General features: G+C 38.1%; 9 protein-coding genes and 2 pseudogenes. 2 read left to right on the plus strand and 9 right to left on the minus strand.

The genetic code is table 11. The features are described from left to right. Positions 1-2 precede the first annotated feature (2 nt). From fsa to DRF58_RS14100, 7 genes and pseudogenes are all read right to left on the minus strand, one after another. Positions 3-645: pseudogene (fsa, locus tag DRF58_RS14070) on the minus strand (fructose-6-phosphate aldolase). Positions 646-762: 117 nt separating this feature from the next. Then, a complete protein-coding gene (locus DRF58_RS14075; RefSeq protein ID WP_116036352.1) occupies positions 763-2,793 on the minus strand; it encodes an alpha-glucuronidase in 2,031 nt (676 codons plus the stop codon). An 82-nt stretch (positions 2,794-2,875) separates the two neighbouring features. Next, on the minus strand, positions 2,876-3,850 hold the full coding sequence (locus DRF58_RS14080; RefSeq protein ID WP_116036353.1) for a glycoside hydrolase family 43 protein: 975 nt from the start codon (positions 3,848-3,850) through the stop codon (positions 2,876-2,878). A 150-nt stretch (positions 3,851-4,000) separates the two neighbouring features. After that, on the minus strand, positions 4,001-5,122 hold the full coding sequence (locus DRF58_RS14085) for an endo-1,4-beta-xylanase (RefSeq protein ID WP_116036354.1): 1,122 nt from the start codon (positions 5,120-5,122) through the stop codon (positions 4,001-4,003). 243 nt (positions 5,123-5,365) lie between these two features. After that, the gene (locus tag DRF58_RS14090) at positions 5,366-6,820 is read right to left on the minus strand and encodes an MFS transporter (protein ID WP_116036355.1); all 1,455 of its coding nucleotides are present in this window, start codon (positions 6,818-6,820) and stop codon (positions 5,366-5,368) included. Between the two features lie 128 nt (positions 6,821-6,948). Next, positions 6,949-8,859: a sialate O-acetylesterase gene (locus DRF58_RS14095; RefSeq protein ID WP_116036356.1), complete on the minus strand. Its 1,911-nt coding sequence runs from the start codon at positions 8,857-8,859 to the stop codon at positions 6,949-6,951. An 8-nt stretch (positions 8,860-8,867) separates the two neighbouring features. Continuing rightward, entirely contained in the window at positions 8,868-11,237 is a 2,370-nt protein-coding gene (locus DRF58_RS14100; protein ID WP_116036358.1) for a glycoside hydrolase family 127 protein, read from the minus strand. A gap of 541 nt (positions 11,238-11,778) precedes the next feature. Here DRF58_RS14100 and DRF58_RS14105 point away from each other — a divergent pair. Then, a complete protein-coding gene (locus tag DRF58_RS14105; protein ID WP_116036360.1) occupies positions 11,779-12,465 on the plus strand; it encodes an NUDIX hydrolase in 687 nt (228 codons plus the stop codon). Between the two features lie 2 nt (positions 12,466-12,467). Here the strand turns inward: DRF58_RS14105 and DRF58_RS14110 are convergent, their stop codons facing one another. Both DRF58_RS14110 and DRF58_RS14115 read right to left on the minus strand, forming a co-directional pair. Beyond that, the gene (locus DRF58_RS14110; RefSeq protein WP_245955474.1) at positions 12,468-14,378 is read right to left on the minus strand and encodes a DUF294 nucleotidyltransferase-like domain-containing protein; all 1,911 of its coding nucleotides are present in this window, start codon (positions 14,376-14,378) and stop codon (positions 12,468-12,470) included. Between the two features lie 2 nt (positions 14,379-14,380). Further along, the gene (locus DRF58_RS14115; RefSeq protein ID WP_116036361.1) at positions 14,381-15,025 is read right to left on the minus strand and encodes a 3'-5' exonuclease; all 645 of its coding nucleotides are present in this window, start codon (positions 15,023-15,025) and stop codon (positions 14,381-14,383) included. A gap of 188 nt (positions 15,026-15,213) precedes the next feature. Here DRF58_RS14115 and DRF58_RS14120 point away from each other — a divergent pair. After that, positions 15,214-15,393, plus strand: a pseudogene (locus tag DRF58_RS14120) (IS4 family transposase); the annotation flags it as partial.

A 15,393-nucleotide genomic window follows, 5' to 3' on the forward strand; every position in this document is an offset into this window, starting at 1 on the left:
TTTTATTGCATTTTCTGTGAATCTTTGATGAACTGCTCCAGACCGCTTGCTGTTAAAGGATGATTAAGCAAAGACAAAATCGGAGGCAAAGGACAAGTTACGACATCGGCGCCAATTTTTGCGCAATTGATGATGTGCATAGAATGACGAACAGATGCTGCCAAAATCTCAGTTTCATATCCATAATTATCAAAAATGGTTCTGATTTCCTGGATTAAATTAAGACCGTCTGTGGAAACATCATCCAGCCTTCCTAAGAATGGAGAAACGTAAGTGGCTCCTGCTTTTGCTGCTAAAAGTGCTTGTCCGGCTGAGAAAATCAGGGTAGATTCCTTTTTGGGAAAAATATTTGATGGCTTTGATTCCGTCTTTGATGATGGGAACTTTTACCACGATATTCGGATGAATGGCTGCCAATTCCTCACCTTCTTTGATCATTTCTTCATAAGTTGTGGAAAGGACTTCTGCCGAAATATCGCCGTCTACAATTTCACAAATGTCTTTGTAATGCTTCAAAATAGCTTCTTTCCCGCTGATTCCTTCTTTTGCCATCAGGGACGGATTGGTTGTAACGCCATCAAGGATTCCCAGATCCTGAGCTTCTCTTATCTGCTCCAAGTTGGCTGTGTCGATGAAAAATTTCATAGATTATATTATTAATTTTATTTAAGTGTTAAATTTACACTTAATTTACAAAAGAAACAACTTCCTGTCTCAAAAAGATTTAGAAAGTTATTTGTTTAAGTTTATTAAATGGATTGATTAATTATGATGTCCCATATTGAGCTTGATTTTTTTTAAATCTTCCAGCTCGTGAACAGGTTTTTCGATATCAGACGGAATTGGTCTTTTGGAAAAGGTCTGAAAATACAACAGACACGCATCTTTCCACCAAACGGCATCTTCAGCCTGAATCTTCAATTTATCCTGAACCTCTGAAAATCTCTCCGCATCCACGTAAGGTTTTACCGATTCCCAAGCTTTTTGATAAGCTCTGACACCCTGAACTCCCGAATCATATTTATAGCACAACTCATCCCAAAGGGTTTTTCCGTCTTTCATCCTGTAATCCCAAGGAACGTGATGGAACCAGAGAATCAGATTTTCAGGAGTCGTTTTAATGTTATTATAGGTTTCGTTAAGCGTTGTAAAATATTGTGAAACGGCATCGCTTCCAGTTTTTGTCCTATCGAATCCGATTCCTTCTGCATTGGCCTGATGATAATACACCGGTGACCAGTCGGGTCTTCCGCCTTTGTAATCGCCCCACGGTTCCGGACCATAATGGTGCCCGCCGGCAAAAATGTGGTGAAGACCAAGCGGCATCATATAATCTACGGCAGTTTCGCGTGAAGTAAGCATCATTTCTTTGACCTGATTTACGAAGTTTTTATCATCCGTAAAAGTCATTTTAATCCATTCATCTGCAATCTTTTCCGAGGTTAGATCGTGATTCCAGGCTAAACGTCCGAAAGCGTACCAATTGGCCTGTGCGAAGTGATGTCCCGTCCAGTTTTTATCTTCACCGATATTGGCAACTGCTGAAATGTCCGTCAATTTTGCAGGTCGCAAAGTTCCGTCCGTGATTTTAGCAATCGTAGAACCTTTCCCATCCGAAAATGTATCGCTGTCCAAAGTTTCTTTGAATAACGGCGCAAGATAAACCAGATGATTGGCCTGTCCCAAATATTCCTGGGTAATTTGAAATTCAACCATTTCTGAAGTTTTTCTCAACGCTCCGAAAAGCGGGTTGAAGGCTTCTCTCGGTTGAAAATCTATAGGTCCGTTTTTAATCTGAATAATGACATTGTCTCTGAATTTTCCGTCTAACGGAACAAATTCCAGATGCGCCTGTTTCGCACGGTCTTCTTTGCTTGGACTGTACACAAACGCTCTCCACATCACGATTCCGCCATAAGGTTTCAAAACATCTGCCATCATATTGGCTCCGTCTGCGTGCGTTCTTCCGTAATCCTGCGGTCCGGGCTGTCCTTCGGAATTAGCTTTCACCAAAAATCCTCCGAAGTCAGGAATTAATTTATAAATTTCTGCCGCTTTATCTTTCCACCATTTCTGAACTTCTTTATTTAACGGGTCGGAATCTTTTGTATTTCCCAACACTTTTGGCGAAGAAAAATTAACCGAAAGATAAACTTTGATACCATAAGGTCTGAAAATATCGGCTAAAACTTTGACTTTTTTAAGATAGTCTTCACGAAGCATATTTGGTGATGCATTCACATTATTCAATACTGTTGCATTGATTCCGATGGATGCGTTGGCTCTTGCATATTCTTCGTATCTCGGCGAAATTTTATTAGGTAAGTCTTCCCACTTCCAAAGCGAATGACCGGCATAACCACGTTCAATGGTTCCGTCGAGATTGTCCCAATGGTTAAGAATTCTTACGTCATAGGAAGGTTTTTCTTCGAGTTTTAGATTAGAAAAACTGGCTTTTTGCTGTTGTAAATTCAACAAATGATAGCTTCCGTACAGTAATCCTAAATCTGTTTTTGCCAAAACGCTGATTTTTTTCGGAGTAGAAACGATTTTGTATCCGTCTTTAAAATTTTCCGGAAATCTGTCAATCTTTAAATCAATAGCTTGTCCTGCCCAATGTTGGTTCAGTTCTTTTTTGGAGATTTCAATAGTCGGACTTTTACTGTTTGAATTTACAATATTTCTTGGCTTTGGATTGACCGGATATCTCAGCCATAGCTGACTTCCGTCTTCAGCAAAAGCCATTAACGGAAGGATTAGAAACAGTAATATGTAATGTCGGAAATGTTGCATTCTTAATGTTTAAAATTATTTAAGTTTTGGCTAAAGCCAAATTAAAGTGCATATTATCTTTCAAACGGGATAAAGCACGTTCCTATTGATGGTCTTCCAATCCTTCAATCGTTTTGATTTTACCGTCGTTATCATATTCAATTTCAACAACCTTCATACTTCTCAGCCACGTTCTTCCGCCACTCGGAACAGAATCGTGGAAGAACAGATACCATTTTCCTTTAAATTCCACAATACTGTGATGCGTAGTCCAACCCACAACAGGCGTCAAAATTTCACCCTGAAAAGTGAACGGACCATAAGGATTATCGCCTGTTGCGTAGCAAATCAAATGTGTGTCTCCAGTGGAATACGAAAAGTAATATTTACCGTTATATTTATGCATCCAGGATGCTTCGAAAAAACGATGCTTATCGCCGTGAACCAAAGGATTTCCGTTTTCGGCAAGGATTAAAACATCTTTCGGTTCTTCACCAAATTCCAGCATATCATCGCTTAACATCACAACTTTTGATGAAATGGCGGGCTCATTATCGTTAGGAAGAATGGCAGATTCCAATGCTTTGTTATTTCTGTAGCGTTGTAATTGCCCACCCCAAATTCCGCCGAAATACATATAATGTTTTCCATTATCCTCAAAAAGACAAGGGTCGATGCTGTAACTTCCCATCATCGGATGTTTTTCCGGAACGAACGGACCATAAGGTTTATCGCTCACCGCAACACCGATTCTAAAAATATCATTTTTGTCTTTTAGCGGAAAATACATATAATATTTGCCATTTTTGAAAGCTACATCGCAATCCCATAACTGTCTTCCCGACCAAGGAATATCTTTTACCGAAAGTACCACGCCGTGATCCGTCACTTCGCCATTTTCCACATCATCCAAAGAAAAAACGTGGTAATCATTCATATCGAAATGGTCGCCGTTGTCATTTTCTTCAATGCCGCTTTCACGGTCGTGAGATGGATAAATATAAAGTTTTCCTTCAAAAACGTGTACGGAAGGGTCTGCCATATAATCTTTCGGGAAAAGGTATTTTGCTTTATTCATTTTATAGTTTAGATTTTTAGGTAATAGATTTTGAATGAAATTTCTCGCAGATTTTTCAGATTTCGCAGATTATTTAAATAACATCTGCTTAATTAGCTAAATCTGCTAGAAAAATATTTATTTTAATTTTTGAAATCTTAAAAGCTGATTTTATTTTTCTTTAGTTAATTCAATGATTTTCTCAACGACAGGTTTTGCCTGGTAATTTCTGTCGAATGGCAGCGGATAATCGGTTCTGCCTTTTACAGGGAAATCGTTTTTCCAGGATTGATTGTCGGTTACGCCCCACAATGTTACTCTTCGGATTTTATCCTGATGTTTCAAATATAATCTGAAAAAATCCAAGTAACGGTTTTCCCATTCTTTTTCAACATCTGCAGGAAGTCCTTTAGTGTAAGGATTCATTTTGGCTTCATACTCTACTTTGTCGGAAACGTTGGCTGAAGTTCCCCACGGAGAAGGCAGTGCGCTGATTTCCATTTCGGTAACATTGATTTTTACTCCGGCTGCAGCATAATCAACGATTGCTTTTTCGTATTCTTCAAGTTTCGGATTGTCTAATCCAACGTGGGTCTGCATTCCGACTCCATCGATTCTGATTCCTCTGGATTTTAGATTTTTAACAATTTTGGTAACGGTTTTTACTTTTTCCGGAAACCATTCGTTGTAATCGTTGTAATAAAGTTCGGCATTCGGGTCAGCTTCCTGCGCATATTGGAAAGCGAGCGGAATAAATTCTTCGCCGAGAATTTCGTAAAATTTGCTTTTACGGTACGTTCCATCTTCCATAATCGCTTCGTTTACGACATCCCAACCTTTTACACGGCCTTTGTATCTGCCAACCAACGTTGAAATATGGCTTTTCATTCTCTGTTTCAGAACTTCGGGAGAAACATCTTTTCCGTCTTTGTCTACGAAAAACCATCTTGGTAACTGTGAATGCCAAATCAAGGTATGGCCGATGATGAACATTTTGTTTTTCTCCCCGAATTCTACAAATTTATCCGCGTCACCAAAGAAAAACTTCCCATCCTGAGGCTGGATAAACATCGATTTCATACAGTTTTCCGCAATAATGGAGCTGAATTGTTTTTTAATAATCTCATCCGATTTCACATCAGTACCGTCAATTTGTGGAAGACTCATTGCAGTTCCGATGTAGAATTTATTTTTGTAGGCATCTTTCAGGGAATCTTTTGAGGATGCCGAACTTGCTGTTTTGCACGAAACGGTCAAGGCTAAAATTCCTAATAATGCGGCTATTTTTTTCATTGTTAATTTTTTAAATTTTAAACGCAAAGAGCGCAAAGATTTTTTTGACTACTATACTTTTTAAGGTTCGCAAAGGCGTTACACTCAGCTAAGAAATACAGAACTTAATTTTTTAATCATCATTAAATTAAAAAGTCGAATCTCTCGCAGCCCGGCTTGAACGGAGCTCTTTTTGTGGAGCAAAGCGGAACAAAAAAGCGGGAGTGGAAGAAGGATAAAGCTGCCCAAATCATTAAACCAATATTAATCTTCTTTTTTCCTTCTTTCTTTGAGTTCCTGTTCGATTTGGGTTTCCATTTTTTTGTTGATTTCGTAGAACATTAATAATCCACACGCCGCAAAGAACGGAATGGCCGGAAAAATACTAACCAGCATCTGAGCGCCGTTTGCAACGGATTCCGGCTGGATAACGTTTTCGGTTCCTTCGGATGAAATATAGCCGTAATGACCAATAATGGAAGAAACCAATGAACTTCCGATACTCAAACCTACCTTTAATCCTACCATCATTGCGGAAAAAATAATTGCTGTGGCGCGTCTGTTATTTTTCCACTCGGAATAGTCGGCTACATCGGCAATCATTGCCCAAAGCAACGGTGTGCTGATTCCGTAGAAAAAGCCGTGCAGAATCTGAGAAAGGAACATTAATCCTACTGATTTCGGCGGATAAAATATAAATGCAACAATAAATAAAGTAGAAATGAATAATGAAGCGATAAACGCATCTCTCTTTCCGTATTTATCGGCAAATCTTTTTGAGAAGGTTATCCCAACAATCATCATAATGATTCCGCCGGCATTGAAGAGCCCGAAACCTGCTGAACGAGGGTCTTCACCGAAGAAATTCATTCCGATGGAACTGAAAAATGCGGTAATCGGCGAAATGAAATTTTTCAAAGAAGTTTCATCGACATAATTGTTGAAATAATAAACGTATGAACCGCCTTTCATTGCCAAAGTAATGAAAATCAAAGCTGTAACCACCAACATTATTATCCAGGGCTTGTTTTTCTTTAAATCTTTTAAATCAGCTCCCAAAGAGGATTCCTGCTCCGGTTTTGGAATGACTCTTTCTTTGGTGGTGAAAAATGTAATAAGCAACATAATCGTCCCGATTATTGCCAACCAAGTCATTACGATTTCGATTCCGGCTGCTTTGTCGCCCTGTCCGACTGATAAAATTATCGGTAACATAAATACCTGAACGAAAAACTGTGCAAACATCACCGCGACGAAACGGTAAGAGGAAATACTGTTTCGCTCGCCCATATCGCCTGTAATCACGCCGCTCAGTGCTGCGTAAGGTAAATTATTAGCCGCGTACAGGAGTAATAAAATTGTGTAAGTTGCTGCTGCATAAATCATTTTCCCCTGATACGAAAAATTGGGTGTGCTGAATGCAAAAAGTGCTGCTGCACCCAACGGAACGGCAGAAAATAAAATCCACGGACGGAATTTTCCCCATTTGGTTCGTGTTCTGTCTGCCAAAGCGCCGACCAGCGGATTGAACCCAAAACCGGCAATGAGTCCGACAATCAAAGTAATGATGGAGGCGTCTTCCGGCTTTAATCCGTAGATATCGGTGTAAAAGTAAGCTAAGTAAGTCACCAAAGTCTGGAACACCAGATTGGCCGCTAAATCTCCCAAACTGTAGCCGATTTTTTCAACGACAGATATTTTCTGAGATGGATTGTTCATATAGTTTATGGTTGTTTTTTATAATTCTTTTAACGCAAAGTCCGCAAAGATTTTTTTTGACTACTATTCTTTTTTAAGGTTCGCAAAGGCGCTTCGCTCAGCAAATGATTAAAAATCAAATTAAATATTTATTCCGTTGTGAAAGGCGATGCGGGAAGTCCGGTTTTATTTTTCAGGTTTCCATCGGGATTGTCTGCCCAGTTGTAACGGACTGCAACAGGATTTGTTACCGAATCATCCCACACTACATTTGTTTTGCCCTCGATTTTTGCTTTTGCCCAAGCCCATTTTCCTTCGGCATTTTTGATGGCGAAACCTTTTAATTCTGAAACTGGCGCAAAATTATCGGTTCCTTTTTTGAAAGTAAGAGCGATTTTATTTCCCTCAACTTTCATCGACTGATAAACCGGTCCGTCTGCAACGATGTTTTTTCTGTAAGCCAGTTTCATCGCTTGTAAAGCCAGCCTGTCTCCTACTGTTTTTTTATCGAGCGGATGAATGTCATTCCATTCTCCGATATCGATGATTACGGCAAGTCCGGCATTCGGAACTTGTAATGAAACTTTACGCTGCTGGTCTCTGAGTTCCGCCCAGTTGCTTTCTATCGGCTGTGCTTTTGACTCCATAAAATTAGCCAATTGAACGGTGATGAATGGCATTTCCTTGTTATTGAATTTGTTTCTCCAGTCTGTAATCATCGTGGTTAATAAATCGCCGTATTCTTTTGGTTTTCCGGTGTTGCTTTCGCCTTGATACCAGATTGCCCCCGTGATATTATAATTAATTAAAGGATTAATCATCGCGTTGTACAATCCCGTCGGTTTCCAACGTATAAAGGTTTGTCCGGGAGCCATTCTGTCGACTTTTGATCCGATTTTATATTTCCATTCGGATTTTAAATCTATTTTTTGTCCGTCGATTTCAAGGTAATACGGCTTGTCTGCAATGAACTGCCCTTTTCCGCTCCCGTTGGAAACTCTCACAGCAATTACGTTTTTACCTTCTTTTAAAACTCCTGCTGGAACGTCGTACCAACGTGGCGGATATTCGTAAGTCACGTTTCCGACTTTTGTCCCGTTGATGTAGGTTACATCAGCGTCTTTGATTCTTCCAAGATTTAAAAAAGCTGCTTTTCCTGCCTGATTTTTGGTTAAAGTAATTTCTTTTCTGAACCAAACAGAACCTTCAAAAGAACCTTCTTTATCTTCCCAAGAACCGGGAATCTGCATCGTTTTCCAATCAGAATCATTTAAATCAAATTTTTCCCAATGTTGATTGAGTCCAATATCGCTTTGGTCTAATTCCGCATACCAAGCCTTGCTAAGCGCCTGTTCTGAAGATTCTGTAGATTTTACCAAATCATCGTTCTGCCATTTTTTAGCTTCTTCCAGATATTCAGGATATTTTTTCAAAGAATTTTCATCCATCCAAGCCTGAATTGGCGAACCTCCTAAACTGGAATGAATAATTCCTACCGGAACTTTATTTTTTTCACTGATATCTTTAGCAAAAAAATAAGCAACACCAGAGAAATTCAGAATGGTTTGAGGATTTGTAGCTTCCCATTTTCCACCGTCCAATTCAGTTTGTGGCGATTTGAAATTATATTTCTGAGGAACTGTAAAAAACCTGATATTCTGATTGTTAGCATTTTTAATTTCATTAGCATACAATGGAGTCAGTCTTTGCATCGGCAATTCCATATTCGATTGTCCTGAAGCCAGCCAAACGTCGCCAATCAAAATATCTTTAAGAGTAATTTCGTTGATGGTCATTGTGTATGGACCGCCTGCTTTTTGCTCCGGAAGCACGATTTTCCAGCTACCGTTTTGGTCTGCAGTGGTTTTGTAGCTTTTGTTGAGGAATTTCACTTCTACTTTTTCATTGGCATCGGCTTTTCCCCAGATGTTTAATTTCTGGTTGCGTTGTAAAACCATTCCGTCTGAAACCAATGCGGGAAGCTTGATTTTGGCTTCAACACAAAGACTGCAAATCAAGAGGAATAAGCCCAGAATTTTAGTGAAAATATTATTTGACATATTAGTTTTTATTTTGGTAATTCGTTCAGTAATCTCACTTCAATAATTTTTGGAGTCAGAGATTTTTCGCCTGAAATAAATTTTACGGTGAGTGTCTCTTTATTCTTTTCCGATTCGGGAACCGGGATTAACAATGTTTGTGGTGAGCTTCCCATTTTTCCTTCAAAATCTTTTGAAAACACTTTGATTCCGTTGATTTCGGCATTCAAAGTACGATTGTTATTGGCATCGAAATACAAAAGGTAAAGGTATTTTGCATTTTTATGCTTATTTCTCATCTGATAGCTGAACCAACCTTTAGCATCGCGGAAATGACGGTCTTCCATATAGCCATCGTAAGCATCTTTGCTGTCAAAAAAGTGGTCGGACTCCGGCTGTTGCTCTCCTAACTGAATTTTGTCTGTTGTGATATTATCCAATTTTCGGACAGCTTCTTCTTCCTGGGCTTTTTTCTGCTGAATGATTTCGATTTTATCCTGAGTTGCCTGAGGAAAATAGATGATGTAACGCTCTTCCTGAACCTGATAAAACGGAACAAGTTCTAATCCTTTGTTAAATTTATTCTGAGGATAAAGACCGTTAATTCTAAATATTAAATCTTTTTCATTAACAGGCTTTAAATGATCCAAAACTGTTGTCGAAGATCCCAAAATCGTCGGAATATCATTCAACGGAATTTGAGGTCCGTGCGCAATATGTCCGCCACGACTGTCATCGGCAAACAATCCCTGCTGATTTTCTTTCCAATATTTTGCTGCCAAAACGATAGGTCCGTATCTGAACGCATAATAATCTGAATTATCAGGAAGCTGTTCTGCGGAAAGATGCATCGGCATTTTCATCTCGATGACATCGCCTTTTTTCCATTTCCTTTTAATATTGATATAACCTTCGGAATCGACAGGAATACTGATATTTTTTGAATTAATGGAAACGCTTATCTGTGAAGCATTCGTCCATTCCGGAGCTCTTAATTTTAAATTGATTTCGGATTTTGGGGCAAGGTCAAAAATTAATTTTGTGGAAGGTGTCTGTGGGAAATTATTTTCCTGTCTTAAAACTATTTTTTTCTCCGACCATTTTAAAACAGACGGAATAAACAGATTAATATACAAATCGTTATCCGACTGTGCATAAATCATTTCGCCATATTTCGCGTGGTTTTCCATTCCCGAACCTACGCAACACCAGAAACTGGTTTCCGGCTGGGAATAAACCCTGTAATGACCGGGACGCATCGGTGTGAAATACACAAAACCACCTTTTTCAGGATTTTGAGTGGAAAGAATATGATTGTACAAAGCTCTTTCGTAATAATCCAGATAAGAAGATTTTGGATTGGTCGCAAAAAGTTCTTTGGTCAGTTTCAGCATATTGTAAGTATTGCAGGTTTCGGGGCCTTCAATACTTTTAATCATTCCGCTGAAATCGCTTGTTGGATTGAAATGTTCGCTGACGCTGTTTCCACCGATAATTGCTGAACGTTTTTGCGTAACATTCGTCCAGAAAAAATCTGCCGCACTGTTCCACTCCTTATTATGTTCCAAATCGGCAATTCTTTTGAAACCAATTACTTTCGGGATCTGGGTATTGGCGTGAATTCCTGTCAGTTTATCTTCGTGAATCAGCAAAGGATTTAAAATGGCAAGGTGTGAAAACCGATGGGCAAGCTTTAGGTATTTTTCATTTTTGGTAATGTCGTAAACATCAGCAAAAACCTCGTTCAATCCGCCGTGTTCACTTCTCAGCATCTCTTGAATCTGCTCATCGGTAAGTCCGGAAACTTCATCCGCCATCCAATCAGTAAGTTTGATGAGCATTTTTTTTGCCTTTTCACTGTCTGCATACCAATAGGCATCACGCAAACCTGAATATATTTTGTGAATATTATATAACGGAACCCAACGGTCATTCAGTCCGAAAGCAGATGCGCGGATATTGCTATCCGAGATTTCTTTCCAGATTTTTTTGCCGTTCGGAACGCCGGAAAGATAGCCGTTTCCTGAAAGATTCTGGCAACGCTCCAGCTCATCGATCATATAATCGAGGCGCTGTTTTACTTTGCCATCGCCTGTAGAAGCGTACATCAACGCCAATGCTGAAATATAATGGCCGCCAATGTGACCATCCAATCCTGTGTTTTCCCAGTTGGGATAATTTGTTTTTTTAGGATTAAGTCCTGCTTCTTTCAGATAGGGCGCCAGTAAACGGTCGGCATCCATCGACATAATGTAGTTCTTATCCGTCTGCATTGCCCTGCTGAAAACACTTTCTGACAAAGCTACCTTATTAAACGGAAAATAACTGACCGTTTTGCTCACCTGCCCAAAAGCAAGCGTACCTAAACCTAAAAATACTATCAGCGATTTTTTATTCATTATTAAATGTCTATTCAACATTTCTAAAAATAAAAGAAAGAATCAATATGACAAAGAATTTTGCAGAATAAGCCGATGGAATCAAAAAAAAGTATATTTTAAAGTCTTAAAAAAAAGCTAAAAATAGCAAGGGCTTATCATAAAAATTAAGATTATTAAAAATCACGATAATCAGAACCATACGGCTAAATCGCTTGTATAAAAATGAATACGGAATACCGAGTGAAGGCGTCCGTAATTTATATAAATAACTTATCGTATTTTTAAGACTAAGCCTTGACTGTAGTTTTCGGGTAAATTTAAAATGAAAGGAAACTTAATTTTAACATATTTTTAACGTTGAGTTCATCTGTTTTTAATGTTTTTAATGAATAAAATTTAAGCTTCATAGCTATTAATTGCTCCCAAAATATTAAGGTAAATGATGAAATTTGGATTTTTTAAAAATAAAAAGCAAAATAAAGTGTATAAAATACATTTATATGGTTTCAACTGTAAAATCAAAGCCCAAAAGCATTAACTTTGCATAAAATTATAATCGATGACACAAGACTATTCTCATTTTCCACGACATTTGGTAGCTGTTGACTGTATTATTTTCGGGTTCGATGGCGAAAATCTTAAAATCCTTTTAGTGCAAAGGAATTTCGAACCGAAAATGGGAGAATGGTCATTAATGGGTGGTTTTATCGGGGACGAGGAAACCTCTGATGAAGCGGCACAGCGCGTCCTGAACACACTTACCGGACTGGAAAATATTTATCTTGAACAGCTCAATTCCTATACTCAAATCGACCGTGAACCGACGGCGAGAATTATGTCAATTTCATATTATGCACTGATCAATATTGAAAAAAATATTCAAATCAATGAAAAATACAGTGCAAAATGGTTTGATTTGAAAGACCGTCCAGATTTGATATTCGATCATAACGATATGGTAAAAGATGCTGTGCTGAGATTGAGAAGAAGAGCCACGACAAGACCAATCGGTTTTGAACTTCTCCCCAAAAAATTCACAATGAAAGATTTGCAGAATCTTTACGAGGCCATTTTTGACGAAAAATATGACAAAAGAAACTTCACAAACAAAATCAATGCGCTGGATGTTCTGGTAAAAACAGCAGAAAAAGATATGAGTTCGTCTAAAAAAGGTTCTTTTCTTTACACTTTCGATGAAGAAAAATACAATAAGAAAATTGCGGAAGGCTTTATGTTTAAGATTTAAACCTAAAAACTTCCTGTAAATTTCACTTTGATTCCCAGCTGGAAATTGGCAATGGTTTTAAAGATTTCGATTAAAGTGACACGCTCTATTTTGGTAAGTTTACTGATTTCGATATAGTTATCAGGATGCTTTTTATCAATATTAATCTGATTCGCCTGATTTTTTAGCCGAAGTGCCATCAGATAATAGTAAGACTGATGCATTTCGTTGTATTGCTGCTGTGTGAAAACTCCTATTTCCGTCAGTTTTTTCATTCGTTCGCCGGTATTTTCTATTTCCAACTGGTTTTTCAGTGCATACACCCGAAGCAAATCAACAATTGGCGACATCGCAGTTTTGATATCAAAAACCTCTGATTTCCCGATGGTCTGGGTTTTAATTCTTTTCAGAAAAGTCAAAGGCGGTTCATACTGTAGAGCATTTTTAGCAATATGAGCAAAAAACAGCTGATTGGGCGAAGTTAATTTTTCCTTGATATAGTTTTTCAGGTCTTTCACAATACTTTCTTCACCATAAATAAAACGGAAATCGAAAAAAGTGGAAAGCTTCATTGCGGTTTCCGGCACCGATTCTTCGATCCACTGGTTGTAATTTCTTTTCCAGTGAGAAAGAGAATGGGTCCATTTGGGATTGCTTGCCATAAAATTTCCTTTGCAGTATTCAAAGCCAATGATATTGAGATCATCCGAAACTTTTTTGGCAAAATCCAGAAAATATTCCCTTACCATTTCGCGGTGTTCATTGGCTTTATCTTCATAGATAATTCCGTTGTCCTGGTCTGTGCTTAGAGTCTGTTCTTTGCGGCCTTCGCTTCCAGTCACGATAAACGCAAATTTTGCAGGAGGTTTTCCTATCTGCCTAATAACTTTTTCTATTACTTTTCCTGTTATTGTATCAGCAATTGTTGTAATGACCTGGCTGGCTATCTCCCCGTGCACTCCCCTTCCCAATAATTGGGTAATAATATCGGGAACCTGTTTCCATTTTTTCTTAAGTTCTTCTACACTTTCAGCCTGTTTTACCGATTGAATAAAAACAAGCGGACTCTGCCCTTGCTCGCTCAACAAGCGATTTCTACTCAGAAAACCTACATATTCGCCATTATCTTTTACGAGAAGATATCTTGATTTGGTTTTAAACATCATCAGAACCGCTTCATAAAGATAAGCGTCGCTGGAAATACTTACGATGGGATTATCCATCACCTCAGAAATTGCAATTCTGGAATCCAGGCAGCGGGCGATAACATTATCTCGCAAGGTAATATCTGTCGCATAGCCGATAATTTCTGCACTTGCTGATTTTTTCATAAAGATGCAGCTTACTTTATGAGTGGCCATCATTTGAGCCGCCTCAAAAACAGGAGTATTTTCTTCGCAGGAAACAATACTTTTATAGGTAATTCCTTTTATTTTTCTTGAGTAAAGCTGGTCAGCCGCAAAATAACTTTCTTCAAACGTTGCGGGCGTTTTTACGAAATGAGAAAATTCCTCATCCAGCATTTTTTTGCCGAAATCTGATGTAAAATAATGGAAAAAATCTTCATACGCGTTACACAACTCGTAGAATTCCTTTTTCGGTAAAGTATAAACAACAGTTCCCTTTTTGGCAATCGCCGATTTCAATGCACGTACTCTGTTCAGAACCACAGATATTCCCCCAAAACAATAAGGCGAATGGTGTATCGAAATACATCTTTTGTTTTCCGCTGCATCGAAAAAAAATGTTTCGTATTCTCCGGATTCAATAATGTCTACCCCTCTCATTTCCGTCACTTCCTGGCGATAAACCAATGTATCTTTGGAAAACTCGGTTCTTGTGAATGTTTCTGAGATTTCTGCAAGAACGGTTTCGGGTAAAAGATGGAAGGGTTCTGTTATTTTTAAAAGTGAAATAATTTTTTCCTGCATCATAGTTATTTCATTTTATGGGTTAAAAACTTTAAACCAGATTCGATTTTCTGATGAATATTCTGAAAGTCGGTTTCTGAAATCTCTCCACGTTTCCTGATTTCAAAAAAACATTTTGCAGTTATTTCTGCATCGATCATCGCATTGTGAAGATGTTCCATTTTTTCATTAAAAAGAAACTCGTAAAGCTGAGGCAGCTTAAAATAATCAGCTTCCGGATTAACAACATACTCTTTACTTTTAAGCATTGTGCAGTAGAAATGACTCTGCAGAAAAGGATTTTCCAGGTTTGCCCTGTAAAAATCGGCGCTCAGTGTGTGAATATCAAACTCTGTAAAATGTCCCGTAATCAAGGGTTGAAATTCTTTTATATCCGTTGAAAGCTTTTCTAAAACCAATGTTCTTTCCTGTCCGTTTTTACTTAAGAATTCTTTGGTAATCCCGTGGATTTTCAATGACTTCGAGCTGATTTTCAAATCCTCATTAAAGATATAAAAATTTTCACGTTTAACTTCCTGGGCATTTTCGTCATAAATAACCCAGGCCACCTGAACTGCGGAAGGCCAGTTATCTTTCTCAGAATAAGGCAGGCTCCATCGTTTCGGGATTCCTGTAGTTTCGGTATCGATGAAAAGGAAATAGGTTTTCAAAATACAATCAAAGTTATAAAAAATAAAAAAGGATGCCTCAATGACTAGTCATGGTCGGAAGATTTTTCTTCCGACTTTTTATTTTTTTTCACCAAAAAAATAAAAGAACTCAACCTATTGATTATTAGTTAATTAGTTTGTTTTTGCTAGTGCTTTTTCGTATCTTTACGACTGATAATCAATTATTTATGTCAGTTTTTAAAGATCACAAAATATCTCTTAGACACGTTTTAGAATTTATTCCCGAAGCACTTTTAAGTCATCTTTCTGCAAGTACCAAAGTGGATTATTACAGCAAGGTTCTGCACGGTAAAAAAATGTTTTATCTACTTCTTTTCTCTATTTTCGATAATGAAAAATTAAGCCAA

Source organism: Epilithonimonas hispanica (assembly GCF_003385395.1).
GTDB classification, from domain to species: domain Bacteria; phylum Bacteroidota; class Bacteroidia; order Flavobacteriales; family Weeksellaceae; genus Epilithonimonas; species Epilithonimonas hispanica.

Bases quoted from the DNA above. Each gene is read 5' to 3' on its own strand.
- DRF58_RS14075 (WP_116036352.1), bottom strand. From the start codon at position 2,793: ATGCAACATTTCCGACATTACATATTACTGTTTCTAATCCTTCCGTTA.
- DRF58_RS14080 (WP_116036353.1), bottom strand. From the start codon at position 3,850: ATGAATAAAGCAAAATACCTTTTCCCGAAAGATTATATGGCAGACCCT.
- DRF58_RS14085 (WP_116036354.1), bottom strand. From the start codon at position 5,122: ATGAAAAAAATAGCCGCATTATTAGGAATTTTAGCCTTGACCGTTTCG.
- DRF58_RS14090 (WP_116036355.1), bottom strand. From the start codon at position 6,820: ATGAACAATCCATCTCAGAAAATATCTGTCGTTGAAAAAATCGGCTAC.
- DRF58_RS14095 (WP_116036356.1), bottom strand. From the start codon at position 8,859: ATGTCAAATAATATTTTCACTAAAATTCTGGGCTTATTCCTCTTGATT.
- DRF58_RS14100 (WP_116036358.1), bottom strand. From the start codon at position 11,237: ATGAATAAAAAATCGCTGATAGTATTTTTAGGTTTAGGTACGCTTGCT.
- DRF58_RS14105 (WP_116036360.1), top strand. From the start codon at position 11,779: ATGACACAAGACTATTCTCATTTTCCACGACATTTGGTAGCTGTTGAC.
- DRF58_RS14110 (WP_245955474.1), bottom strand. From the start codon at position 14,378: ATGATGCAGGAAAAAATTATTTCACTTTTAAAAATAACAGAACCCTTC.